The sequence below is a fragment of the Bradyrhizobium sp. Ses1 genome (assembly GCF_059512365.1).
The window spans coordinates 1-21,808 of record NZ_JCAMOQ010000048.1 but is presented as its reverse complement, the minus strand read 5'-3'; the positions used below and the strand labels follow the sequence as shown (position 1 = coordinate 21,808).

The following is a 21,808-nucleotide window of genomic DNA, read 5'->3' as shown; positions in this document are numbered from 1 at the left end:
AGCGCAACATTGATCTCGTGATCAGGTACGTGATTTCCGAGGAGGATGCCAAGCAACGGATCGCCGAGCTGAAGCAGGAGCGGTTGCGCGTCGAGGCGGAACTGGCTGCCCTCGAGGAGGCCCCTACCCCCATCTCACTGCATCCAGCAACGCTGGACCGCTACATCGAGACCGTCAATGCGCTTGCCGACACGATAGCAAGCCATGCAAGCGCGGAGGACGACCGCGGCCCGTTGGTCGCCGACTTCAGGTCGCTTGTGCACAGCGTCATCGTCCACCCGAAAGGCCCGTGGGAAAGCTTCGAAGTCGAGGTCAAGGGAAAGCTGGCCGCCCTGACCGGCGGAGGGCTCCTTCCGGAGGCCCACCATAATAGTGGGTCATACGTGATAGCCCGCAGCAAAGGCAACGCACTTATCCGCCAAGCGGACCGATTGCTCTGCGACAGCTGGAACGAACGGATGTGGGCGGATGGTGAGCGATCGACCCTTCGCCGACCGTCCATCAAGCAATCAACGGCGGCTTCACTTGGCTTGAGATCGAATGCTCCCGCTGCAAGACACGGCGCGACATCGATCTGGCCGCCCTTCCTCACCCGCCGACCACGTTCGTGCACGATTTAGCTAGCCGCCTCCGGTGCAGCAAATGTGCTAAGGCTGGCCGGCGTCCTATGGCGACTCTTCTTCAACTGACACAGCGCTCCGCTCCGGTGACGTGACTTTGTGCAATCTCTATTCGATGACGAAAAACGTCGACGCGATCCGGCGCCTATTTGGGGCCCTTAACAGCCGTGTCGGCAACCTGCCGTCATGCCGGGCAGCTTTCCGGACTATCCTGCGCCCATCGTCCGCAATGCGCCCGATGGGCGGGAGATCGTCATGGCGCGGTGGGGCACGCCGTCGTCGCAGAGCGCTCTTTTCGAGGCCACCAAAAAGCGCGCCCAAAAGCTCGAAGCCAAGGGCAAGACCGTCGACTTCAAGGCATTGCTCAGGATGGAGCCTGACAGCGGCACCACCAATATCCGCAAAATCAAGAGCGCGCATTGGAAGCGATGGCTCGGTCCGGAGCACCGCTGCCTGGTGCCGTTCACGTCATTTTCCGAATACGACACAATCGACGGCAAGAAAGTGCCGGTGTGGTTCGCGCCGGACGAGCGCCGGCCGCTCCACGCGTTTGCCGGGCTCTGGACCAACTGGACGTCTGTCCGCAAGGCCAAGGAAGGCGAGATCACGGCCGACCTCTTCGGCTTCCTGACCTGCGATCCGAACGCAGAGGTCAAGCGCGTCCATCCCAAAGGCGATGCCGGTGATCCTGACCACCGCCGAGGAGTACGATGTTTGGATGCGCGCGCCTTGGGACGAGGCCGAGGCGTTGCAGCGCCCGCTTCCGGATGGTGCGCTCCAGATCGTTGCAACCGGTGAGAAGGAAAATCCGCCGCTCGCCGCCTAAGCGTGTATACAGGCCGGCGGAACAGGTGGACAAGCCGGAGCTACGGCAATTTGAATCCCTGGTCTGTGTTAGCAGCCCGGAACGGGGCACGGTCGGCAAGGATTCGTCCCCCGTCAGGAGCGATCTCATGCTGATGTTTAGGAAAAGCGGCCCGCGATCAGGACGCTGCGCGGCTGGGCGATCAGCGTGCTGCAGGAGGCTGGCGCCATACGCGCGTGCGAGGAGCACGGGTGGATGCAGGACCGCGCCGACCCCATGCTCGCGAGCGGGCCTTCGACATCGCACGTCGGGATTCGCCGGCCGGGGTCTCTCCGGACGAGGCTGTCGCCGAGGTCCGCGATGTTCTGGATTCGATCGGCGAATCCTATCCGGAGTGTCAGTCCGAAACCGCCCAAATCGCCTCTTCCGTCACGTCGCACTCGCGGCGAGCCGGCGCCCGCAGGCGAGTGAGTTCGATCCACGCCAATGCGGCGTTGATCCAGCTCTGCCGTTCGGCTCCATCGGCTTCGGCGGCGAGCTTCATCGCCGCAAACGCCTCGCGCTCGGGGTCGTACTCGACGTCCATGGGCTGAAGATAATCGCGGATGGTAAACGATTACGCATCGATGCGACCGTAGGAATCCGGGGGTGGCCAAGGCGACGGTAGACATCGCGGCTCCCGCGTTCTTTCGAGGATGACTAGGTGCGCCCGCCAGGCTCGCGCCAAGGCACGGGCTTGATTCATAAGATTCCGATGAGAGCGAAAACGGCGACCTCCCCCAGGAAGGCCAAGGTCATGATCGCGACCGTGAGAAACACATCGCCTAACGGCATGAGATTCATGGGCAAGGCCTCGCGTGTCCTGCGCCCCCCGTCGTGAACACGTGAAGCCGCCGAAAAGTTTCGGTTCCGCATGCCGGGTTCCGGGTATAGGGTCGCGACCGGGCAGGCCCTTCAACGGGGCAGATTATGCGGGTCCTTGAACTGTCATGCTGGTGCGTGACCGCGACGGGCCTAGTCGTGGTGGTCGCGGTCCTGACGCTACTCTGAAGTTCCGGCTCAGTCGTCCGGCCGCCGTCACACGGGCCCGGCCATGCTCAGAAGCTGCGAGACTGCGGTAACCAGTTGCCCGGCGAACGCTGTTCGAGACCACTTGCGACTTCCAGACCTCGGCGTCGCCGCTTCACGTAGACGACCGGAAAGTTGGGATCGATCCTGCCTGGGCCTGAATCGCAAATTCGTCCTCGACCTGATGCGGCCGGGTTCGGTCACGTGAGGGTCCTTTCGCCGCCGGCAGTCCTGGGGGATTAGCTGTCGCCGGCAGCATCGGGCGCTTCGTCGCCGCGGTCGGTCCGCGGATCCTCGGCCTGCTCCTTGAGATCAGCAGCCTTCTCGACCAAGCCCAAGGCGACCATCGGATCGGTGGTCGTCTTCGCGAACTTGAGCAGGGTGGCCGCCTGTCGGTTCAGATACTCTCGTCCCGCCACGTCTTGCTTTCCCAACAGGCGCTATTCGGATTTCAGCTCCCAAGCGGAAAGTACAACCTTAGCGATTCGTTCCGTGGAAATGTTCAAAAGTGAACATTGGCCGGAGACCGCAACCAATCCGATGTTCGAATGTTGGCAGAATCGAGAAGCCCAGCCCGGTCCGATGAGGAACCCGGTCTCTATCGACATCGCGGCGGAAATCGCGAGCCGCTGCGCCCGCGGATGCCCGTCGAGAGGGAACTTCCTCCGTCCCGGTGCGTCCAAGGACGGAGCCACGTCACGCTAACGCGGATGCGCCCGCAACCGCACGCGCAGACCCGGATTCAACCGTTATGCGATTTCGCCATCGAGTTGTTGGGCGAGAAGCTGGACGATGCGCGAACCCAGTCCAGCCGGATCGGTGCTGTCCTGAAGGCCGACGCCGTTATCGGACGCCGATAGTTCGATGCCGTCTCCTTTCGACAAAGAGACGAGGACGCTTCCCGGCTTGTGGCCCGGAAAGGCATACTTCAGCGCGTTCGTGAACGTCCTAGACGAGAAGATGATCGAAGTTGGCCTGCCCTGACCGAACATCCTCAATCAGGCTAGCCAGTCGGATCTGTTCGTAATCCTTAGACCACTCTCTCCTTCGTCCGAGTAGGTGCGGATGATAGTTAGGCTGTGCGCATGCGCGTAAGCTCAATGGCGGCAGCTTGGTTTTGGATGGAATACCTCTGTTTGTCCGTCGACATACAGACATACTGGGCTGCAAGCAGGCGTCTTTGAACATTCGCCAAATGAGTATTGCGGCGGGGGACGGGTGCATTAATCATCAATCAAAGCTCCCGGTTGCGCAGCGTGCTATGGCTCAGTTTATCCAACCCCATCGACATGGGGTTGCAGTAGAAACCTGTGAGCTTCTTGCTTGATAGCAGTACAAGCTGACGCTTTAGCCTGATCAGGAGATTACCGATTTGCCTATTGAACGAGTTGATATCGTCAGTCATTAAGAAATTCAGCGCCCTCTCCGCATTCTGGATCGCACTTCCACCAACCGCAGCCGGTCGGTAGGATGTCGCTATGAGATTTTTGTTGTCCCTCTCTGTGACCGCACTCGTAGCGATCGGCGCCTTCACGGCTATCCGGTACATCGCCGGGAACTGACGGGGTGGTGCCGTCGCGCCAATACGCTCGGGTCTTGTAGCTGTGCGCCGCACGAGCCCGCCAACGCCGAGCTTTGTCAAGCCACTCACATCAGCCTAGATCCCTTTCCACAGGGTAGCGGAGTCTTCGATCGTCGCCTCCGGAATAGCATGCTATGCACGCCGAGATCGGTACGCTTGCAGGGAACTCACCGTGATAGAGCTATGGCAGGCAGTGCCCCTTCTCTACGCGCTTGGCTTCACCTGCTGCATGATTCTTTTCGCCTGCAAGGGAGGTTGAGGATCCCCGTCTCGCCCGCTACCTACGGGAACACTTGGCTCTCGTGCGTCCGCGTGGAACGAAGACCTTCGGCCAGCGTCGAGTCTTAGCGCTCCAGGCTTCGGCCCCCGCTCTCATGGCCGGAAGTAGTGCTAAAACCATCCCTCAAACCTGAGGGTAGAACGATGCCCACTTACAAGGTTGCCTATCTGCATGAGCAGGGGCAGGACTTGATTATTTTCCCTGTGGAAAGCTCGTTCGATAGCCAGCCGCAATCTGTTCAATCGCAAGAGTTGATCGCGATGGAGCGGCGGGCGCATGCAGCGGGGCTGCAGGGTTTCGCCGTCGTCGTTTGGGATGCTGGCGGTCGGATGGGCTTTATAGGACCGCCGCCATTGCACGACTTTCTTAGCTCAATCGATCTTCAGTTGGTGATGTCGAATTTAAACCGAGAGGTTTCCTGGTAGCCATATCTTTCGGCCAGGCACGCGAGTTACCTTCATCACAGCCGCATTCGTCGTTGATTTGCCGCCGCGCGCAGCCCGGCATCGGCGGTTCACTGCGTCTCGCTAGATAGGAACCAAATCGGTCCGTGATCGTCGAGTCTCGGCTTCCGGCTATCAGCCCCCTAAGCCCCGGCCGGAAGAAAACCTGTCACCACCAGGTTGGCGGCCCCAGCCCCAAACACACTGGGGCCGTTTTGTTATTGCAACACCCTCGGCCGATCCGGTTGGATGCGACCAGCGGACGGGTGGCGTCGTTTAACTCCCGGCGGTCTATTGGCTCGCTACTTAGCAAGGAACGCGGGCTCGCGGCCGAAATGCGCCGGCCAGGGCCGGCCTTTACGTCATCAGCTTGTGCACTTCGCCAGGCTTGAGATGTAGGTTTTGCAGCTCTTTCAACTGCTGGCGTGTCAGGTGTCCTGTCGCAAGCTCCGCTGTCCAGCCTTCCGGGACAGCCGTCAGAACCAGGGTAAGTGCTTGGCTCGGTTTAGCTGCGACTACCCAAAGTTGCCTGCTTGGGCGGGTCACCGCATCATCGCCCGTTGCTTCAACAATCGTAAATTCGGTGCCGAATGACTCAGCCATGAACGTCTTAATACCGTGCCGCCCGCTTGGTTCAAAAAGCCACCGATAATGCTAGCTTAGGACAGCAGACGGACACCACCGACTGCGGACCTCTGCAATCCGCTAGGTCTGGGCGAGACCCGCCGGCCGGTCACTACCCGTCGTCAAAGCTCATTTCGGTTATGCGCCAGAATGGTATTCAGGGGACTCTAGCGAGGTGACGCGATGGACAAGTTCAAGATCAAGATCGCGCGTATCGAGATGATTTCGCCCAACGAACGGGGTGAGGACGTTCGCTTGGTGTTTCAGTTCGAGAGCGGTCAGATCCGTTTTTCATTGCCAGTCGTTGTGAACTCCCGCGAGTTTGACGACACCGAAGTTGTCGAAGTTGCGCGAAGCAAACTGTATGACGTCTTCAGGCAGCTTTGCAGTCAATGCAAGGGCTGGCGGTTATCGGATGACGAGCGTCGAGAGCTCGCAAGCATCAACACGCGGCCAGCCTCGTAGGCTCGGCGGTCGCGCAATGGCGGAAGAGGTGAACGACCCGACGAGACGCGATATGAAGGCTGCCATTGACCACTGGAATGTTGACGGTCGGGAGCGCATATCGCGCTGTATGGTCAACTTCCCGCGATGCGCCTGCTTGAAGTGACGCTGATTGCTCTTTTCCCGCGGAAGTGGGAGTGGCAGGTCTGGGAAGCCGACATGCTGTTGATGAGCGGCCAAGAGACTTCGCGGGAAACGGCTCCGATTGAAGGGAATAGCGCCCTGTTTTACTTACTTCGGCGTCCGACATGGCGATTCGCAGCGCCTGACTCGAATCATGTCGACTCCCGGATGAAAAGGGCGTCTAGTCGCTTACATCATCGCACTGCCCCCGGCTCATATCGGTGACTGAGAGTTCGGTAACGCTCCCGCCAAATCGAACAGGGAGTAGTGGCATGTCGCATCGTCGACGTTTCAAGTTGTCATCATCCACATTCGAATACCGCCTAACGCAAGAAGCGATCAGCCTGCGCAAACAGGCCGAAGGCATGCCCCATGGCATTCGTCGCGACGAGCTTCTGCGGAAGGCCCGCCAGATAGATGCTGCCTCTCACGTTAATAAGTGGCTGACTTCGCCAGGAGTGCGGGCTCCGACATAAATTCCAGTGCTCAAGCCCGGATAGAAGCCGCAGTATCAGCCCCATACCGATAGGTGATAGCCGGTGTAGTCGACCTTCTAACGGTTCGACGCCCGGCCCAACGCTTCGGCTACGCGCTGCTAGGAATTCAGCCAAGGAGAATTGACATGAAATGGAACAGCAGAGTTCTCCGTTCCTACAACCACAAACTCGAATGCGCTTTGCTTGTTGCGTTGCTGGGTGTGATCACTTTTTGGCTCGCAGTCTGATCGAATGCCACTGCCGCGCTACCACTCGTTAAATTTCCTGGCGGTGCGGAGCGCCGTTCGCCCAAAGGCAGGTCCACTATTCGATTCGGATCGGATTGAACATGAAAGCGTCGTGCGTGCTCGCATTGTTATGACGCTGGACAATTTGATTACATTGCGAGATCTATTGAACAGTTCGATGCGGCAAACGCCAGCTCCTTCCGCCAGTAGCCGGGCCATCAAGGCCCATTAGCGGCGCGCTCGGTATGCTGCCATGCGAAGCGGCGACGATTTCAGCGTCAGCAACGAATTTTCGAAGCGAAAGCAAATCCGACATCTTTTGTGCGAGCACATCGGTATCTGACGCGAGTTGCTCGCAAAGCTCTTTGGCACTGCGTGTTGAAGCGCGCATACCAGCCGCCCTCCTTCTTTGGAAAGGAAGTAACCTGATATGACCGGGAAGGTTCGGTAATTAACTTATTGTACCTTTATTTTTTATATATCATTTAATTTCACATTAAATGTCAGTCGGCAATAGAGGAGAAGGCAATGAAGGTCGGTTTTGGCGCAATTTCCCCTGTCATTGCAGGCTTGCGCAGGCGCGCGCGGTCAGAACAAAAACGTCAACGGAGCCCCCGGGCCGATCGCAAAGCCAAATAGCCTTCTCAAAAATCCCATAAGCTCTTCCGCCAAGCAGCTGGCGCACCTGACTCGCCGCCTGCTTTCTTTCAGCAGCTTCGGCCTCAAGCTGTTGGTTGAACGCGAGGAGTTCGGCGAGGCGACGCCGCCGTCCCGGACGATAATCAGCGAAACGTAAGTCGCTTTCGGTCGATAGTCGCAGCCTCGGCTCTCCGATCATCCTTCATAGTCATGCCACGCCATCTCTACTGTTAATCTCTTCGCAAAAGGCGCGAAGCTTCGCCGGTCCCCCGCCTCGCTTACAGTAACCACAATAAAATTGGTTGCGAGAGGCAGATATCTCGATGAAATGCTTTCGGCGCGCACAATCCGCAATCCAGGCGATCGTGTTGTGGCCTGCAGGTCGGGGATTGGAGCTGAAGGTCTCGCGCCGCAGTGATAATTGTGGCCTCATTACCATGCTGATCCACTTCTGCCGCCATCGTATTCCGTCTTAACTCCTGCTCGAAGGCATCAACAATGCCCGCCATCTCTTGGCTTGTCAGCAGGCCGGCCATGTAGGGCGGCTCCGAGCCTGAAAAATGAAGGCGAGAGCGGAGTAGTCTGTTCATTAGGATGCTCGCCGCTCCGCGCGGACTTCCGGCGCGAGCCGCTCCGGTCACACAGCCACAACTGATCTTCCGCTTGATCCAGTCGCGATCGCCGCGCTCACGTGCGGTTAGACGCTCCCGCGTGGAGTTGTCAGTGGATGTAGTCAGCGACCACAGCCGGTCACCGCGGTCATCAAGTGCAAGAAAAAGAGCTTCGTGAATAGTGTCGATTCCGACGTTTAGGTGCCATGCTCCAGCAAACACCGCGTGATCGGGAATATCCCCCTTGATGCTGTGGCTGATGACTCCACGGATCGACGAATGCGCCCTGGTGCTTATCGGGGCGATCCAAAAACATGTCAGACATAAAAATAACCTCCGTCGCACTGGCGAGGAGGCTGACGGCCGCGCGACCCGTATCGTTGCCGAATTGGCCGCATCTCCTTGCGGAAAACCACCTTGCCCGGGATGGCAGGTCGGCGAGGCGTCAGCCTCTTCTTGATGCACGATCAGTATAGCAGGTTCGGATAGTTCTTCCAGAGCGGTCACTAGCACCGCAGTCGGGCGGATAAAGAGACCCGCCCCTCTGCGGATCGGGACCGCGGACTTGGGCGACTGCGGAGCCGGGCCGCTCTCGGAAGCTTGCTAAATACGAATTAGGGTACCGGACGCGTTTGCGGCTTCGCCCTGCCATTTTGGACGGTCATTGGCTGCCCTACTGACAACGAATCTTTGGGCGGCCGATTGCCTCGATGCGTGGTGGCTTAATCGGGACGTCGAGGATAGTGGTGCGCTGTTGCCGTAGTCTGCCGGATGCATCGGAGCGGGGCGATGGTGTCGCAGTTGATGATGTTGATCTTGTGCGACATCGTTCAACGCGAATACGCATACGAGCAAGCACAAGGGCTTCCCGAGGCTAAAGTTGGCGTGTCAAACGCTTTTACGAGGAAGCAAAAAATGGACCGCAACGTAGCATGAAGAACAATTGGAATTTCACCTATCGGTCTTGATCAGAAGTGGCGCGCGCATAGTCAAGTTGGAGCGATCGTCCTGAACGGTCACGCTGATGCAGATGTACTTTCAGCTTAACCCGCTCGTAAATCTCTCTTGCTTGAGCAACAAGTCTACCGCTTCGATGATTCCATTTCATGGATGTGCATTGCAATACGCGATCAGTTCACGCTCAAGCTCTTTCAGGCAAGCCCGGGGCACGGTAGCCAAAGAGCCACGCCTGCCGCGGCCTGAATTGCTGAACTGGACTCACCCGACTTGAGAACCGTTTAGACTGTGCTATGTTGGTCTTTTGATGCGCCACCTTGGAATTCCGAGTTCACGATCCAGGGGAGCACTATGGTCGCGAAAGAGATTTCGCTGAGCGCCAACCGTATCGGGAAGATGGCCCCCGGTGCTGATAGTGCCGGGGAGGGAATACCCCGCTCGCCGCGCTCTAATCACGGCGTGCGCCGTCGCGAATTACTCATAACCACCGCCATGACTTTGGTGTTTTCGGCGACCTCTGCTCGCGCGCTAGTCGTCAAGGGCAGTTTGCCGTGGGGACCAAGTGCCGGCACTCCACCAACAGCGGTGCGGCCTGGGCCATGGGCGTATTTCACTCCGGAGGAAGGAGCTGCCGTCGAGGCCCTCGTCGACCGGCTGATCCCGCCGGACCCGCAGACGCCGGGGGGCAAGGATGCCGGCTGTGCGGTCTTTATCGACCGACAACTTGCGGGATCCTATGGCAGCGCCGAGGGGCTCTACATGCACGGGCCCTTCGCCGACGGAACGCCAGAGCAGGGAGATCAGTCGCCGTTGACCCCGGCAGCGCGGTATCGCCAGGCGCTGGCCGCATTGGACAAATATTGTCGCGCCACTTACGCGGGAAAGCCGTTCGCCCAGATTCCCGACGATGAGAAGGACAAGGTTCTCTCCGCGCTGGAGAAGGATCAGGTGCAACTGGAAGGAACCAGCAGTCGCGCGTTCTTCGAGTATCTGCTGCAGAACACGCGGGAGGGGTTCTTCGCTGACCCAGTTTACGGCGGCAACCGCGACATGGTCGGTTGGAAGATGATCGGATTTCCCGGCGCGCGCTATGATTACCGCGACTGGGTTGAGCGGCACAACGAGCGCTATCCGCTGCCACCCGTTGGCATTGCTGGCCGACCCGAATAGGCGCCAAAGGCGCGTTTCGTCCGGAGTATCGGGAATATGACGCGCAAATTGCCAGCAACTGATGTGGTGATTGTCGGATTGGGCTGGACTGGCTCCATCCTGGCGCATGAGCTGACTGGTGCCGGATTGAACGTGGTGGCGATCGAACGCGGCCCGTGGCGCGACACGGCGACCGATTTCCCGCCGGCCTATGCGCAAGATGAGCTGCGCTACCGCATCCGCCACGATCTATTCCTCCGGCCCGAACAGCTGACGATGACTTTCCGTAACAACGCCAGTCAGACGGCCCTGCCGATCCGCAGCTGGGGATCGTTCATGCCGCCCAATGGCGTTGGCGGCGGCGGCGTGCATTGGAATGCCGAGACGTGGCGCTTCCTACCCAGCGACTTCGAGCTGAGAACGCATTTGGTGGGGCGCTATGGCGAAAAATTCCTGCCCGAGGACATGACGATCCAGGACTGGGGAATTACGTATGATGACCTCGAGCCCCATTACGACAAGTTCGAGTATTTGTGCGGCACGTCCGGCAAAGCCGGAAACATAAAAGGGCGGATACAGACGGGCGGCAATCCTTTCGAGGGAGCGCGGTCCCGCGAGTATCCGACGCCGCCGCAGAAGCAGCCCTACGGTCCGACGCTGTTCGCACAGGCGGCTCAGGAGATGGGCTATAAGCCCTTCCCGCAACCTTCCGGGAATCTCTCACAGGCATATACGAACCCGCTCGGCGTCACGATAGGCCCTTGTACCTATTGCGGCTTCTGCGAATGGTTCGGCTGCGGCAACTACTCGAAGGCTAGTCCGCAGACCACGATCCTGCCGGCACTCATCCGCCGTCCCAACTTCGAGGCGCGCACGCAGTGCGAGGTATCGAAGATCAACCTGGATAGATCGGGAAAACGCGCCACCGGCGTCACCTATGTCGACACCAGTGGCAACGAATGGGAGCAGCCAGCCGACCTCGTGCTGCTCTGCGCCTTCCAATTGTTCAACGTGCACCTGCTGCTGCACTCGGGCATTGGCAAGCCCTACGACCCGCGCACGGGCGAGGGCGTAATCGGTCGAAATTATTCCTACCAAGTCACATCTAGCGTAGGCGCGTTTTTCGACGACAAGATCTTCAATCCCTTCATCGCGTCGGGCTCGATCGGAATGTGCATCGACGAGTTCAACGGCGACAATTTCGATCACGGACCGCATGGCTTCGTCGGCGGCGGCTATATGGGCGCGGTGCAGACCAATGGCCGACCGATCCAGACTGGGAGGACACCACAGACAGCGCCGAGGTGGGGCGCCGAGTGGAAGAAGGCGGTGGCGAAGAGTTACTTGAGCAGCTATGAGACCGTCACGCATGGCAGCTGCTACAGTTATCGCGACGTGTATCTCGACCTCGATCCGACCTACACGGACCGCTTCGGCCGCAAGTTGATGCGCTTGACGTTCGACTTCCACGAGAACGAACTCAAGATGTCGACATACCTTACCGACCGGCTGGCTGAGGTCGCGCAGAAGATGGGGCCGCGGCAGCTTGAGAAGCACCCGCGTCGCGGTCCTTACGACGTCACCGTGTACCAGACAACGCACACCTGCGGCGGTGCCATTATGGGCGTCGAGCCCAAGACCAGCGCGCTCAATCGCTATCTGCAGAGCTGGGACGTGCCCAACCTGTTCGTCATGGGTGCCACGGCCTTCCCGCAGAACCCCGGATATAATCCGACGGATACGGTGGGCGCACTCGCCTTTTGGGCGGCAGACGCGATCGTAAACCGCTACCTGAAGAGTCCCGGCCCGCTCGTGCAGATTTGACAGCTAGCACTTCGAGGCATTGGCATGAGAATGCGCAATCTGATGACTCGTGTGCTCGCGGCCTGCGCGATCGGCCTGGGTGCGGCACGCGCGGCGGACGACAACCAGGCGTTCGAGAAGATCGAGCGCGGCCGGTACCTCGTTGTGCTCGGCGATTGCGCCGGCTGCCACACTGCGCCCGGTGGTAAGCCTTTTGCCGGCGGCGCTGCGCTGGAGACGCCATTCGGAAAATTGCTCGGCCCAAATATTACGCCGGATGTTGCGACTGGAATCGGTGCCTGGACCGAATCGGATTTGTGGCGGGCGATGCATGAGGGGATTGGTAAAGATGGGGTTCGCCTCTATCCGGCAATGCCGTATCCCGCCTACACCAAGGTTACCCGCGAGGACGTGTCGGAGATCTGGGCCTATCTGCGCACGTTGGAGCCGGTGCGTAACGAGGTTCAGCCGAATGAGCTTAGGTTTCCGTTCAATGTCCGCCGACCGGCAACATCCACCTGGGATTTGATCAATTTTAGGCCTGGGGTGTTTCAATCCGATCCGGCAAAGTCGGATGTGTGGAACCGTGGGGCCTATCTGGTCGAAGGCCTTGGCCATTGCGGAACCTGTCATACACCGAAGAACATTACCGGCGGCGATCGGGGTGGGGAAGCCTTGCGCGGCGCATTGTTGCAGGATTGGTATGCGCCTGATCTAACCGCGGATCCCCGTATGGGCATCGGCAATTGGTCCACGGAAGACATCGTCCGCTATCTTAAGACCGGTGCCAACGCTTTCGACATTGCGTCCGGGCCGATGGCGGAGGCGATTGAGAACTCCACCTCTCATATGACAGATGCCGACCTTCTCGCGATCGCCACTTATCTGAAGGATCGTGCTCCTCGAAGCGCGAACACGGCCGTTGCGCTGGCGCACGATGACACACGCATGGTGGCGGGCAAGGCAGTCTATGAGAACCGTTGTGCGGCATGCCACATGTCTAGCGGCGCCGGCGTTCCAACCCTATTCCCGCGACTGGCACAAGCGCCCCTGGTCCAGTCCACTGATCCGACATCCTTGATTCGCGTCGTTCTGATCGGCAGTCGCGCTGTCGCTACTGCAGCTGCCCCGACCGCACCCGCCATGCCGTCCTTCGGTTGGAATCTCAGTGATACAGAGATCGCGGACGTCCTGACCTATGTTCGCAACACTTGGGGAAATGCCGCGTCAGCAGTCCAGTCTACGGACGTCGGTACGCTGCGTGGCCGGGTGTCTCGATAACGTCGACCACGCTGCGTCCGAACTTTGGCGGACCGATCGAGCGCGCTCGCGATACGGTCGCAAATCAAGTCGGACATACCGATGTTGCAGTTCCCGCGCCACGGACGTCAGCCCATCTTGTCCTAGAGCGGTTCATGGCTAGGCTGAATCGGTAGGGATTCCCTTGCGGGCCGGTTTGTGATTCAAGATGTTGGCTGGGTCTGGGGACCAGCATCTGATGAGCCGACCTCTTTCCAATGATCTGCGTGAGCGTGTTGTTGCAGCCGTAGGTGCGGGTGAAAGCTGCCGGGCGGTTGCAACGCGATTTGGCGTGGCGGTGTCCTCGGTGGTGAAGTGGTTACAGCGCTATCGTGCGACGGGTTCAGTGGCGCCCGGAAAGATAGGCGGATACCGCAAGCCGGTGCTGGAACCGCATCGCGCCTTCATCAAGGAACGGATCAGCCAGACGCCGTATCTGACGCTGCACAAGCTGAAGGACGAACTTGCTGCCCGTGGGGTCGAGGTTTCGCACAATGCGGTCTGGACATTCCTGCGGCGCGAAGGCCTGCGGTTCAAAAAAACGCTGTTCGCCCTTGAGCAGGCCCGCTCGGACATCGCGCGCGGGCGCCGCCGCTGGCAGTCGTGGCAGGCGGGCCTCGATCCCAGCGCCTGGTCTTCATCGATGAGACCTGGATCAAGACCAGCATGGCTCCCTTGCGCGGGTGGGGCCCGAAGGGCGAACGGGTGCGGGGTGTTTTGCACCCCACGGCCATTGGCGGACGCTGACCTTTCTCGGCGCCTTGCGCTCTGACAGCCTCGTCGCTCCCTGCGTCTTCGACGGGCCGATCAATGGCGAATGCTTCCGAGCTTATGTCGAACAGCAGCTTGTTCCAGTTCTCAAGCCGGGCGACATCGTGATCATGGATAATCTCGGCAGCCACAAGTCGGCTGCTCTGCGTCGCATCATCAAAGGCGCCGGCGCCAGACTCTGGTATCTGCCGCCTTACTCACCCGACCTCAATCCGATCGAACAGACTTCGCCAAGATCAAGCACTGGATGCGCATCGCCCAGAAGCGCACCCTCGAAGACATTTGGCGACACCTCGGCGATCTCGTCGCCTCGATCCAGCCTACCGAATGCAGCAACTACTTCGCCAACGCAGGATATGCTTCCATCAAAACGTGAAACGCTCTAGCTGTCCAATACCCCGGTTTTACCGACGCCTAGATCGAGACATACCGAGCGACTTGTCAGGCTTTTCGCTGCAAAAAGGCCTCAGAAGTTACGCTGGGCGCGAAGCTGCAGGTGGACCGTGTCCTGATCCTTGAACTCGTAGCGCGCGGTAGGCTTCGGAGCCGAAGCTCCAAGGACCGCGGAGCCCTGGAATTTCTGGTCGAGGTGGAACCACATGAATTCGGCGGAGAAGGTCAGGTTCTTGACCGGGGTCCAGCGGGTGATGACACCGAGCTGCGACAAGTTGAAGTCGGGGTTGCAGACGTAGTCCGCACTGACCGCTTTGCCGGGCGTGGTGTAGTTCGCACAGATGAAGGCCTTGGCCGCGCCGTCATAGCGGACGCCCACATACGAGCCGAAGAGGCTCGACGACCAATATGGGTCCCAGTTGTGGTTGAACGCACCGCGAATGCCAAAGGCCTCCGTCAGATGCAGCGAGCCGTCGCCGCCGGCTGCGACCGGCAGATAGACGGCATCGGTCGTCGCCCCGAACCCGACGCTCTGATAGGCGCCAAAAGTGCTGGAGCTGCCGAACATGGCAAAGCTCGGCGAGGTTGAAGCCGACGAGATGATGTATTTGGTCGCTCCCTTGGAATAGCTCGCGTCCATCTTGATGTCGTCACCGGTACCGGTCGGGATATTCTTGATCTGTAACGCCGCCATGACCGCGCCGCCCCAGGAGGTGTCGGGATGTCCGGAAAGCTCGGACGCTCCGGTCGGCGCCGCACCAGGCAGGCCGACGGCGCCCGCTGGCGCTCCAAGGGCGTTCAGGACATTGTAGGAGGCGTTGACCTCATGCGCCGCGGCGGAAATCTGGAACAGACCCCAAGCCTGGTCGACGCGGATGTTGCCGACCACATCGGGCGCGTGGACGCCGGCATAAGCGTTGCCCGTGTTCAGCGTGGCGTTCAGCGGCAGCGACAGGTTGTAGACGGCGGTGCGGTCCCATACCGTCGGATCGTCGAGGCCGATGGTGCCGGTCACTCCGTTGCCGAAATCCGCAGTGTATTGGATGTTGTTGACGCCGGTATCATTGTTCTGGCCGCCGAGCAGGAAGTCCGAGATGTTGCCGGGGAAGCCCTGCCAAGGCGAGGCGTAGGCAGACGCCGACTGACCGAAGGTGAAGCCTGCGAACTGGATAAAGAGGAATTGGATGGTAGTAACGCCGCCGCCGGGAGTGTCGAGCAGCTGCGAGCTGGCGACCGGCAGCGAGCCGTTGATCGAGTTCGGGTTGAAGGTGTTGTTGCCGAGCGTAGAGAACTGAAACCGGCCCTGCCCGAAGGTGCGGACCACGCCATAGTCGGTGGCGGTGCGGGTATCGATTGACAACAGCATACGGGAGCGGGCGGCGAAGTAGTCGAAGTAGCGGTTATGTTGTCCTGCGTCGCCGTTCCAGGCTGGCGAGCCCTGTACGCCGCCATCGAATGTGGTGTCGACCCGGAGGTAGCCGCCGATCTTCATGCAGGTGTCGGTACCGGGGATGAAGAAGAAGCCGGGACCGTAAGCCGAGCAAATCTTCACATATTCGATGGGCTTCGCTTTGACAGGAAGGTCAGCGCCCGCGGCTCCGCTGGTTGCGAGCAAAAGGCTCGCCGCCGGACCCAGAAGGATTCGAGTTGTCGCCATTACCGGCCTCCGCCTGAGACCTGTACGTCCACTCGGAAATCGAATGCCCCACAATTTTTAGCGCAGGAGACATGTCGCACAATGCGCGGCGACGTGACACTGCCGAGTTTCATTTCGCACTGTGACTTTTTCGCAACGCATGCGAGTGCCATTCCGGAGCGCATGCCGGAGAGATCAGCCCTGGAAGCTGGATCAGCGCTGTAGCTACGCTCGCGGCGAAGGTGGTTCGATCCGCTGTTCGATGAGAATGGTCGTCGAGGATTTCCGCGTGCGCCGGGGCACCCACGCTTATGCTTGGGAAATTATCGCTCACGTTAATGTCGGGTATTGGCCCAAATGCGAACTGGGTTACTTCATCGGGCGATGTCCGAGTTCGAGGGAGTAGCGATCAGCATTGCTCGCCCTCAGTTCTTCTCAGCTTGACCCACCAAGGCTCGTCGACTGCTGCTCCCCGCTGTTTGGAGGTTTTTAAACCGGGACCTACGTCAAATGTGAAGGAAGTACAGGTTAGATTCATTGGTGTGTCAGGTAAACCTAGATAATGGCGCCATGCGCGCCAAGAAAGCAACGGCAGGAGATCATCTCAACCTTCGTGCAGGATTGACCGCAAGCGCGCCGCCAAATCTGACATGCGGAACGGTTTGTCGATAATCGGAAATTCCCCCACCGCATGATGTCGCTCCAGCACGTCTCCCGCGTAGCCCGAGGCAAGCAGGACCTTGATGCGCTTGTTCAATCGCCTCGCTTCGCGAGCTACCTCGATGCCGTTGATCCCGTTTGGCATCACGATGTCACTTAACACCAGATCAAATTCCTCGCTCTGGAGCATGCGAAGGGCTTCAGTGCCGCTCTTAGCGCAACGAACCTGATAGCCCGACCTGGTCAGCATCGCCGACGTGAGGTCCAGAAGATCGTCGTTGTCCTCGACAACCAGGATTCGCTCTGAGCCGGCCGGAAACGCTTGGGATTGGACCTCTTCCATTTCGATCTCAGTCTTTTGCGTGGATTTCGGCAAGTAGAGAGCGACGGTGGTCCCCTTTCCCAATGCGCTTTCAACGGCAATGTGCCCCCCGGACTGACGGACGAAGCCGTAGACCATGCTAAGCCCGAGCCCGGTGCCTTTGCCAACCTCCTTCGTTGTGAAGAAGGGCTCAAACACCCGGTCCACCACCTCGGGAGGCATTCCCGAACCAGTGTCTCTAACCGACAGCCTGACATACGACCCGGGCGCGCACCCCGCCACGGCTCCTTCGTTCACGACGATGTTCCTCATCTCAATGTCGAGCACGCCGCCATTTGGCATGGCGTCGCGCGCGTTCAGGGCCAGATTGAGGAGAGCGGTCTCCAGTCGCGCCGGGTCGACATGGCACAGCCACAACCCTTCAGTGGTCCACACCTTGACCCGGCATGCTTCGCCGACAGCTTTGCGAATGAGTCCCTGGAACTCGGAAACAAGCTGGTTTGCGTTGACCGGTTTTGGATTCAGTACCTGCCGTCGCGAGAAGGCGAGAAGTTGCGCTGTCAGCCTTGCTCCCCGATCGACCGCACGCCGTGCAGCCGCGGCGAACCGCCGAGCTTTGCCGATATCGTCGCCAGCCTCGATGAGTTCAAGATTCGCGGAGACCACCGTGAGCAGGTTGTTGAAGTCGTGCGCGACGCCACCGGTGAGCTGGCCGACGCTCTCCATCTTCTGGCTCTGATGGAACTGCTCCCTCGCTTCGGACAATTCGTGCTCACGGCGTTTCAGCGCATCGGCCATGGCGTTGAACGCCCTGGCGACCCGTGCGATTTCCGAGTTGCCCGGGATGTCCACGCGCCGGCCGAATTCGCCGAGCCGCCATCGGTTCGCAGCATCAACCAATTGCGCAAACGGGCGCTGGATGAACCGCTGGGCGCCCCACGCCGTCAGGATCAAGACAAGCAGGGCGCTGAAAATGATGAACAACACGTCGCGCCGCGTGCGATGTTCGATCTTGGTGAAAGTCTGGGCCTTGCCGAGGCCGAAGCCGACAAGAAGATCTTGCCCCACAGCGGCGAAGCCGACAATTCTTCGCACGCCGTCAATGTTAACCATGTCCGCTACGGTCCCGTTGTCGAGCATCGGGTCTTCACCAACGGGCAACTTCTTGCCGACAAACACGTCATTGTCAGGATAGCGAGCGAGAACGATGCCGTTGCGGTCCGTGATGGCGAGCGCAGCTCCCGGGGGAACGCCCTTTTTCGCGATGTAGTCGGCGAGCCAGTCGAGGCTGAGGGCCGCTATAACGACGCCGCCCATGCGGTCCTCGTCGTCGTAGAATGGCAGCGCGAACTGAACGACATTGCGACCGGTCGTTCGGCCGATTGCGAACTCTCCGACTGTGAATTTGCCGGTTCTCACGACGCTGGCGAAGTAGGCACGTCCAGCTGCGGTAGCCGGCTTATGCTCTCTGGCTGAGTCGCAGAAGGCGTCGCCATTCATGTCGACCACGATAAAGACGATGAACTCCGGGTATCGTTGCTTGATCCTGGAAAGGTAAGCGTCGCATCCCTGGACGTCCTTCGCCTTGATCGCCGGAAGCTCCGAAAGCGCTATCAGAGCCTGACGAACGCCCTGGACGATCTGTTGCTGCTCGGCGGCGGCGAGCTTGGCGAGCCCGAGGACTTCGTCCTGTACTTCAACTTGGCGCGTGCGACGCAGGTCGATTTCGTTGTACGCCTGTATCGCGATTGCCGGCAGCATGGCCGCAGCTACCAGCGCGAACAGGCGTGATAACAGGCTGCCCTTTACTAGCATTTCCCACTCACAATCAGCCGCACGAGACCGACCGCGCCAGTCCACCGACAAGCGCCATTGTGTGAAGCGTTCTCCGAACTGCAATCGGGACGCCAAGCGGTGGCGCTCCGAGGCTTGATAAAGGCGGCGTCGAATGTGGGCGATGTCGAACATGGAAGCACTGGTCTTCGTCGCATTGCTGCCGAATTTCGCCGATCAATTGCCGGATCTCGTTGCCGACAAAAGCCGTGATGCCGCGCTTGGACGCTTCGTAAGCGCGTCCAGCTCTTCGGATGTCATGAAGGCCATTGGCGTGGCTGCGCATTGTTGTATTCGAGGTCGCTGATAGCGTTCGTGACCTTGCCGGAAATTACCGCTTTTGAGGAGCCGTTCGGCAAGTTCGCGGTTTCGCCATCTGCAAGGCGGTGTCGTCGTGAAGCGCCATCAGTACAGTCACCATCAAACGCCGCGCCTGCTTGTCGTTTTCCAACGACTCGGTGACCAAGCTGATCACTCGGAACGCGTGGTCCGCGGCGAGCATACACGGCTTCTTCTCATACTGTCTTGGTGAAAGCATGGTTATTCGCCTTTCGTTTCTTTTTCGTGGGTCGGGTTGCTTGTCTTTCCCGACTTGTGCGCTGCACCGCCGCTGCACCAGTTTGCGGTCGCGGAATCGTGTTCGCGGCCGAGACAGTGTAGGGAGCCGATCCATGCAATGCGGTTCACATCCACGTCTCCACGATCTTCTCGTCGTCCATCGCCGTCGATCTGCTCTATCTCAACAGCCGGGATCTGCGAAAGCAGCCGCTGATCGAGCGCAAGGGCACCTGAAGAAGATCATCGGCGATACAGACATCCAGTTCAGTGAGAGCTTCGGGGTCGATGGCAAGAAGATGTACGCCCACGCCGCAAGGTCAGGCTCGAAGGCGTCGTCTCGAAAGTGCGCGACAGCGCCTACACCTCTGGCCGGGGCACAACTGGTGAAGAAAACCTGCGTGCAGCGGGAGATGCTGGTGATCGCAGGCTTCGCGCTCGACGGCAACAAATGGGACGGCATCTATGTCGGCCGCCGAAAGGGCGAGGACCTGATCTATGCGGGTAAAGTCGATCACGGTTCGACACCGCGTCCGCTGCCGATCTGCAGAAGCGCCTGACGACGCTGATCCGGAAAGCGCAACCATACACTAAGCGCATCGCGCACAAGGGCATCTGGGTCGAGCGCGAGCTTATGGCCGAGATCGAATACCGGGCGAAGTCCGCGCAAGGAGACATCCACGACGAACCCGGCGATCCGTTCGTCTGCGGAATCGTCAGCAGCCTGCATTGCAGAATCGCCTGCGGTGCGCAATCGCCCCGATGCTCAACGGCAGCTTCTGCTCCATCGCCTGCTACACAAGCGCCGCTTCGCCAGATTCGACCGCGAGCAGGTCGACCATCACCTCGGCTTCCTGCTGCTGGCGCGCTTCATACGCCAGTGCGTCGTCGCTCTCGCTATCTATCTCTGCATCAAATTCCGGCAACCCGCCGCACTGATCAGTTCGTCGCGGAGAGCCGGCGTGGAGATAGCACCCATGGCCGACCGTCATTGACTGGTGTCGTGCTACCAGTCTTTTGCTATCAAACTGAACCGGCGGCATTACAGGGCTGTTTCAGTCCGTCGGCAAACGATTGCGATTGTAGTCGAGCGGCCAAAGTTGTGGCGGTCGGAAAGAAGACCGGTCTAGGCTGGCCCGACCGGACCTCTGGTGAGGTCTGTTATTGCGCCGCTATCAGGGCGCAGCGCACAGCGACCTCACCCGCATCGTGATCTGCGGTGCCGGTTATAAGTACCTCCCTCGACTAGGACGTGCTACTCATAAAGGCGTAGATGTCTGGTTCTGACGTCCAAGCGGAGTCTTCCGATCAGTCGGAGCATTGCCGCTCGTGATCCAACTTCGCCATCACTCCTCCGGTACCCCAGCCAAGCGCATGCCCTCGTAGATGCGCTCGCGTTGGGTGAGGTAGGTCGGGTTATCTGTGTAAGCGCCGTCCCGGTAGCGACGGATAGTGAAACTCGGAACAAGCGTCAGTCCAGCCTTTGCGGCCGCTCTCGCATGATCCAGCGAGCCCAGCAGCGCTAGCGCAGCACCGAGTAAGAAATGCACGAGGGGATAAGTTCGGTTGGCTTCGATGCTGCGGCAGAACCAGCCGAGCGCTTCCGAATCGGCCGAAATCTGCAGCTTGGATGCACCGATTATTGCGAACCAGCGATGGGCAAAGATATCGCGCGGAGAAAGGCGAAATGCCTCGTTCACATGTGCCTCAGTCTCCGCCCCCTGGCCGGTGCAATACTTCGCTAGACCGATTAGCGCATGGGCCCCCGCCAAATTGCGATCCAGCGCCAACGCTCGCTTGCTCTCGGCGACGCCTTGGTTGACACGGTTAGTCGCAACGTGCACGTGTCCCAGGGCCACGTGGGCCCACGCATGGTTCGGAGCGAGAGACAGCGCCTCTTTCAGCGTTGCCTCGGCAGCCGCGAGCCGCGCGGTCCGATCGCCACTCATCCCGGTTGAGCCGACGACCATGTCAACCGTCGCCATCCAGACCATCGCCTCGATGTTCTTGGGGTCGAGGGCTAGCGCCCGCTCAAAAATGCTACGCGCCTGTTCCATGTGGTCGGGGTTTAGTCCCTTGTTGAACCACGCAGCACCTTGAAAATACAGGTCCAAGGAATTGGGATGCGGCGAACGTTCCGCCCGACGCGCCTCAGCCTCAATGAGCTGTGCATTTAGTGTGTTAGCGAGCCGCGCCACAATTTCGCTTGCATATCGAGCAGATCGGCGATCGGCTTATCGAACCGCTCAGCCCATAGGTGATTTCCGGTTTCGGCGTCGACCAACTGCACGTTTACGCGAAGCCGATCGCCTCCTCGCTGTACTGACCCTTCTAGGGTCTGTACCTAATTAGCGCACTCTGATTCCCTTGGACCGAACTGATTCGGCACGGGGGACTTCGATGCGCA

The 21,808-nt window shown here is 59.6% G+C and carries 18 protein-coding genes, 5 pseudogenes and 1 riboswitch; of the genes and pseudogenes, 12 read left to right on the top strand and 11 right to left on the bottom strand.

Translation table 11 applies throughout. The features are described 5' to 3' along the window. Positions 1–392 precede the first annotated feature (392 nt). From AC5ZG5_RS35765 to AC5ZG5_RS35755, 3 pseudogenes are all read left to right on the top strand, one after another. A pseudogene (locus AC5ZG5_RS35765) lies at positions 393–715 on the top strand (hypothetical protein); the annotation flags it as partial. A gap of 2 nt (positions 716–717) precedes the next feature. Beyond that, positions 718–1,446, top strand: a pseudogene (locus AC5ZG5_RS35760) (SOS response-associated peptidase). 156 nt (positions 1,447–1,602) lie between these two features. Beyond that, a pseudogene (locus tag AC5ZG5_RS35755) lies at positions 1,603–1,823 on the top strand (hypothetical protein); the annotation flags it as partial. On the opposite strand, the gene AC5ZG5_RS35750 reads toward AC5ZG5_RS35755, so the two are convergent. The 4 genes from AC5ZG5_RS35750 to AC5ZG5_RS35735 form a co-directional block, all read right to left on the bottom strand. After that, a complete protein-coding gene (locus AC5ZG5_RS35750) occupies positions 1,823–2,011 on the bottom strand; it encodes a hypothetical protein (RefSeq protein ID WP_456646286.1) in 189 nt (62 codons plus the stop codon). The pseudogene AC5ZG5_RS35755 and the gene AC5ZG5_RS35750 sit on opposite strands and share 1 nt — an antisense overlap. A gap of 721 nt (positions 2,012–2,732) precedes the next feature. After that, a complete protein-coding gene (locus AC5ZG5_RS35745; protein WP_456646287.1) occupies positions 2,733–2,912 on the bottom strand; it encodes a hypothetical protein in 180 nt (59 codons plus the stop codon). A 330-nt stretch (positions 2,913–3,242) separates the two neighbouring features. Further along, entirely contained in the window at positions 3,243–3,491 is a 249-nt protein-coding gene (locus AC5ZG5_RS35740; protein WP_456646288.1) for a hypothetical protein, read from the bottom strand. Positions 3,492–3,727: 236 nt separating this feature from the next. Continuing rightward, a complete protein-coding gene (locus AC5ZG5_RS35735; RefSeq protein WP_456646289.1) occupies positions 3,728–4,135 on the bottom strand; it encodes a hypothetical protein in 408 nt (135 codons plus the stop codon). Between the two features lie 363 nt (positions 4,136–4,498). Here AC5ZG5_RS35735 and AC5ZG5_RS35730 point away from each other — a divergent pair, with 363 nt between their 5' ends. Next, positions 4,499–4,780: a hypothetical protein gene (locus AC5ZG5_RS35730; protein ID WP_456646290.1), complete on the top strand. Its 282-nt coding sequence runs from the start codon at positions 4,499–4,501 to the stop codon at positions 4,778–4,780. Between the two features lie 375 nt (positions 4,781–5,155). Here AC5ZG5_RS35730 and AC5ZG5_RS35725 read toward each other — a convergent pair whose 3' ends face one another. Further along, positions 5,156–5,401: a hypothetical protein gene (locus AC5ZG5_RS35725; RefSeq protein WP_456646291.1), complete on the bottom strand. Its 246-nt coding sequence runs from the start codon at positions 5,399–5,401 to the stop codon at positions 5,156–5,158. Positions 5,402–5,605: 204 nt separating this feature from the next. Between AC5ZG5_RS35725 and AC5ZG5_RS35720 the strand changes: the two genes are divergently transcribed. Further along, positions 5,606–5,887, top strand: coding sequence for a hypothetical protein (locus AC5ZG5_RS35720; protein WP_456646292.1), 282 nt, complete (start codon positions 5,606–5,608; stop codon positions 5,885–5,887). Between the two features lie 1,049 nt (positions 5,888–6,936). Here the strand turns inward: AC5ZG5_RS35720 and AC5ZG5_RS35715 are convergent. Then, the gene (locus AC5ZG5_RS35715) at positions 6,937–7,164 is read right to left on the bottom strand and encodes a hypothetical protein (protein WP_456646293.1); all 228 of its coding nucleotides are present in this window, start codon (positions 7,162–7,164) and stop codon (positions 6,937–6,939) included. A 150-nt stretch (positions 7,165–7,314) separates the two neighbouring features. Here AC5ZG5_RS35715 and AC5ZG5_RS35710 point away from each other — a divergent pair, with 150 nt between their 5' ends. Continuing rightward, entirely contained in the window at positions 7,315–7,569 is a 255-nt protein-coding gene (locus tag AC5ZG5_RS35710; RefSeq protein ID WP_456646294.1) for a hypothetical protein, read from the top strand. Between the two features lie 121 nt (positions 7,570–7,690). Here AC5ZG5_RS35710 and AC5ZG5_RS35705 read toward each other — a convergent pair whose 3' ends face one another. Then, complete coding sequence (locus tag AC5ZG5_RS35705; protein ID WP_456646295.1) at positions 7,691–7,948, bottom strand: hypothetical protein; 258 nt, start codon at positions 7,946–7,948, stop codon at positions 7,691–7,693. Between the two features lie 441 nt (positions 7,949–8,389). Beyond that, positions 8,390–8,491: riboswitch (SAM-I-IV-variant riboswitch) on the bottom strand. A gap of 840 nt (positions 8,492–9,331) precedes the next feature. On the opposite strand from AC5ZG5_RS35705, the gene AC5ZG5_RS35700 reads away from it, so the two are divergent. The 4 genes and pseudogenes from AC5ZG5_RS35700 to AC5ZG5_RS35685 all read left to right on the top strand — a co-directional run bounded on the left by AC5ZG5_RS35700 (position 9,332) and on the right by AC5ZG5_RS35685 (position 14,378). Continuing rightward, complete coding sequence (locus tag AC5ZG5_RS35700) at positions 9,332–10,150, top strand: gluconate 2-dehydrogenase subunit 3 family protein (protein WP_456646296.1); 819 nt, start codon at positions 9,332–9,334, stop codon at positions 10,148–10,150. 36 nt (positions 10,151–10,186) lie between these two features. Continuing rightward, positions 10,187–11,953 carry a GMC family oxidoreductase gene (locus AC5ZG5_RS35695; protein ID WP_456646297.1) on the top strand — a complete coding sequence of 589 codons (1,767 nt, stop codon included), beginning with the start codon at positions 10,187–10,189 and terminating at the stop codon, positions 11,951–11,953. A gap of 24 nt (positions 11,954–11,977) precedes the next feature. Continuing rightward, complete coding sequence (locus AC5ZG5_RS35690; protein ID WP_456646298.1) at positions 11,978–13,213, top strand: c-type cytochrome; 1,236 nt, start codon at positions 11,978–11,980, stop codon at positions 13,211–13,213. Between the two features lie 217 nt (positions 13,214–13,430). Further along, positions 13,431–14,378 (top strand): annotated as a pseudogene (locus AC5ZG5_RS35685) (IS630 family transposase). A gap of 90 nt (positions 14,379–14,468) precedes the next feature. Here AC5ZG5_RS35685 and AC5ZG5_RS35680 read toward each other — a convergent pair. Both AC5ZG5_RS35680 and AC5ZG5_RS35675 read right to left on the bottom strand, forming a co-directional pair. Then, positions 14,469–16,052 (bottom strand): porin, encoded by a 1,584-nt coding sequence (locus AC5ZG5_RS35680; RefSeq protein WP_496165495.1) that lies wholly within the window; start codon positions 16,050–16,052, stop codon positions 14,469–14,471. Positions 16,053–16,635: 583 nt separating this feature from the next. After that, positions 16,636–18,981 carry an ATP-binding protein gene (locus tag AC5ZG5_RS35675; protein ID WP_456647119.1) on the bottom strand — a complete coding sequence of 782 codons (2,346 nt, stop codon included), beginning with the start codon at positions 18,979–18,981 and terminating at the stop codon, positions 16,636–16,638. On the opposite strand from AC5ZG5_RS35675, the gene AC5ZG5_RS35670 reads away from it, so the two are divergent. Beyond that, complete coding sequence (locus AC5ZG5_RS35670) at positions 18,980–19,153, top strand: hypothetical protein (protein WP_456647118.1); 174 nt, start codon at positions 18,980–18,982, stop codon at positions 19,151–19,153. The two genes, AC5ZG5_RS35675 and AC5ZG5_RS35670, sit on opposite strands and share 2 nt — an antisense overlap. A gap of 410 nt (positions 19,154–19,563) precedes the next feature. Further along, a pseudogene (locus AC5ZG5_RS35665) lies at positions 19,564–20,128 on the top strand (ATP dependent DNA ligase); the annotation flags it as partial. Positions 20,129–20,195: 67 nt separating this feature from the next. Here AC5ZG5_RS35665 and AC5ZG5_RS35660 read toward each other — a convergent pair. Both AC5ZG5_RS35660 and AC5ZG5_RS35655 read right to left on the bottom strand, forming a co-directional pair. Continuing rightward, positions 20,196–20,393, bottom strand: coding sequence for a hypothetical protein (locus tag AC5ZG5_RS35660; protein WP_456647117.1), 198 nt, complete (start codon positions 20,391–20,393; stop codon positions 20,196–20,198). A gap of 354 nt (positions 20,394–20,747) precedes the next feature. Continuing rightward, positions 20,748–21,515 carry a tetratricopeptide repeat protein gene (locus tag AC5ZG5_RS35655; protein ID WP_456647116.1) on the bottom strand — a complete coding sequence of 256 codons (768 nt, stop codon included), beginning with the start codon at positions 21,513–21,515 and terminating at the stop codon, positions 20,748–20,750. Between the last annotated feature and the right edge of the window lie 293 nt (positions 21,516–21,808).

Bases quoted from the DNA above. Each gene is read 5' to 3' on its own strand.
- AC5ZG5_RS35715 (WP_456646293.1), bottom strand. From the start codon at position 7,164: ATGCGCGCTTCAACACGCAGTGCCAAAGAGCTTTGCGAGCAACTCGCG.
- AC5ZG5_RS35700 (WP_456646296.1), top strand. From the start codon at position 9,332: ATGGTCGCGAAAGAGATTTCGCTGAGCGCCAACCGTATCGGGAAGATG.
- AC5ZG5_RS35725 (WP_456646291.1), bottom strand. From the start codon at position 5,401: ATGGCTGAGTCATTCGGCACCGAATTTACGATTGTTGAAGCAACGGGC.
- AC5ZG5_RS35750 (WP_456646286.1), bottom strand. From the start codon at position 2,011: ATGGACGTCGAGTACGACCCCGAGCGCGAGGCGTTTGCGGCGATGAAG.
- AC5ZG5_RS35730 (WP_456646290.1), top strand. From the start codon at position 4,499: ATGCCCACTTACAAGGTTGCCTATCTGCATGAGCAGGGGCAGGACTTG.
- AC5ZG5_RS35675 (WP_456647119.1), bottom strand. From the start codon at position 18,981: ATGTTCGACATCGCCCACATTCGACGCCGCCTTTATCAAGCCTCGGAG.
- AC5ZG5_RS35705 (WP_456646295.1), bottom strand. From the start codon at position 7,948: ATGGCCGGCCTGCTGACAAGCCAAGAGATGGCGGGCATTGTTGATGCC.
- AC5ZG5_RS35720 (WP_456646292.1), top strand. From the start codon at position 5,606: ATGGACAAGTTCAAGATCAAGATCGCGCGTATCGAGATGATTTCGCCC.
- AC5ZG5_RS35670 (WP_456647118.1), top strand. From the start codon at position 18,980: ATGGAAGCACTGGTCTTCGTCGCATTGCTGCCGAATTTCGCCGATCAA.
- AC5ZG5_RS35660 (WP_456647117.1), bottom strand. From the start codon at position 20,393: ATGACGGTCGGCCATGGGTGCTATCTCCACGCCGGCTCTCCGCGACGA.
- AC5ZG5_RS35690 (WP_456646298.1), top strand. From the start codon at position 11,978: ATGAGAATGCGCAATCTGATGACTCGTGTGCTCGCGGCCTGCGCGATC.
- AC5ZG5_RS35680 (WP_496165495.1), bottom strand. From the start codon at position 16,052: ATGGCGACAACTCGAATCCTTCTGGGTCCGGCGGCGAGCCTTTTGCTC.
- AC5ZG5_RS35695 (WP_456646297.1), top strand. From the start codon at position 10,187: ATGACGCGCAAATTGCCAGCAACTGATGTGGTGATTGTCGGATTGGGC.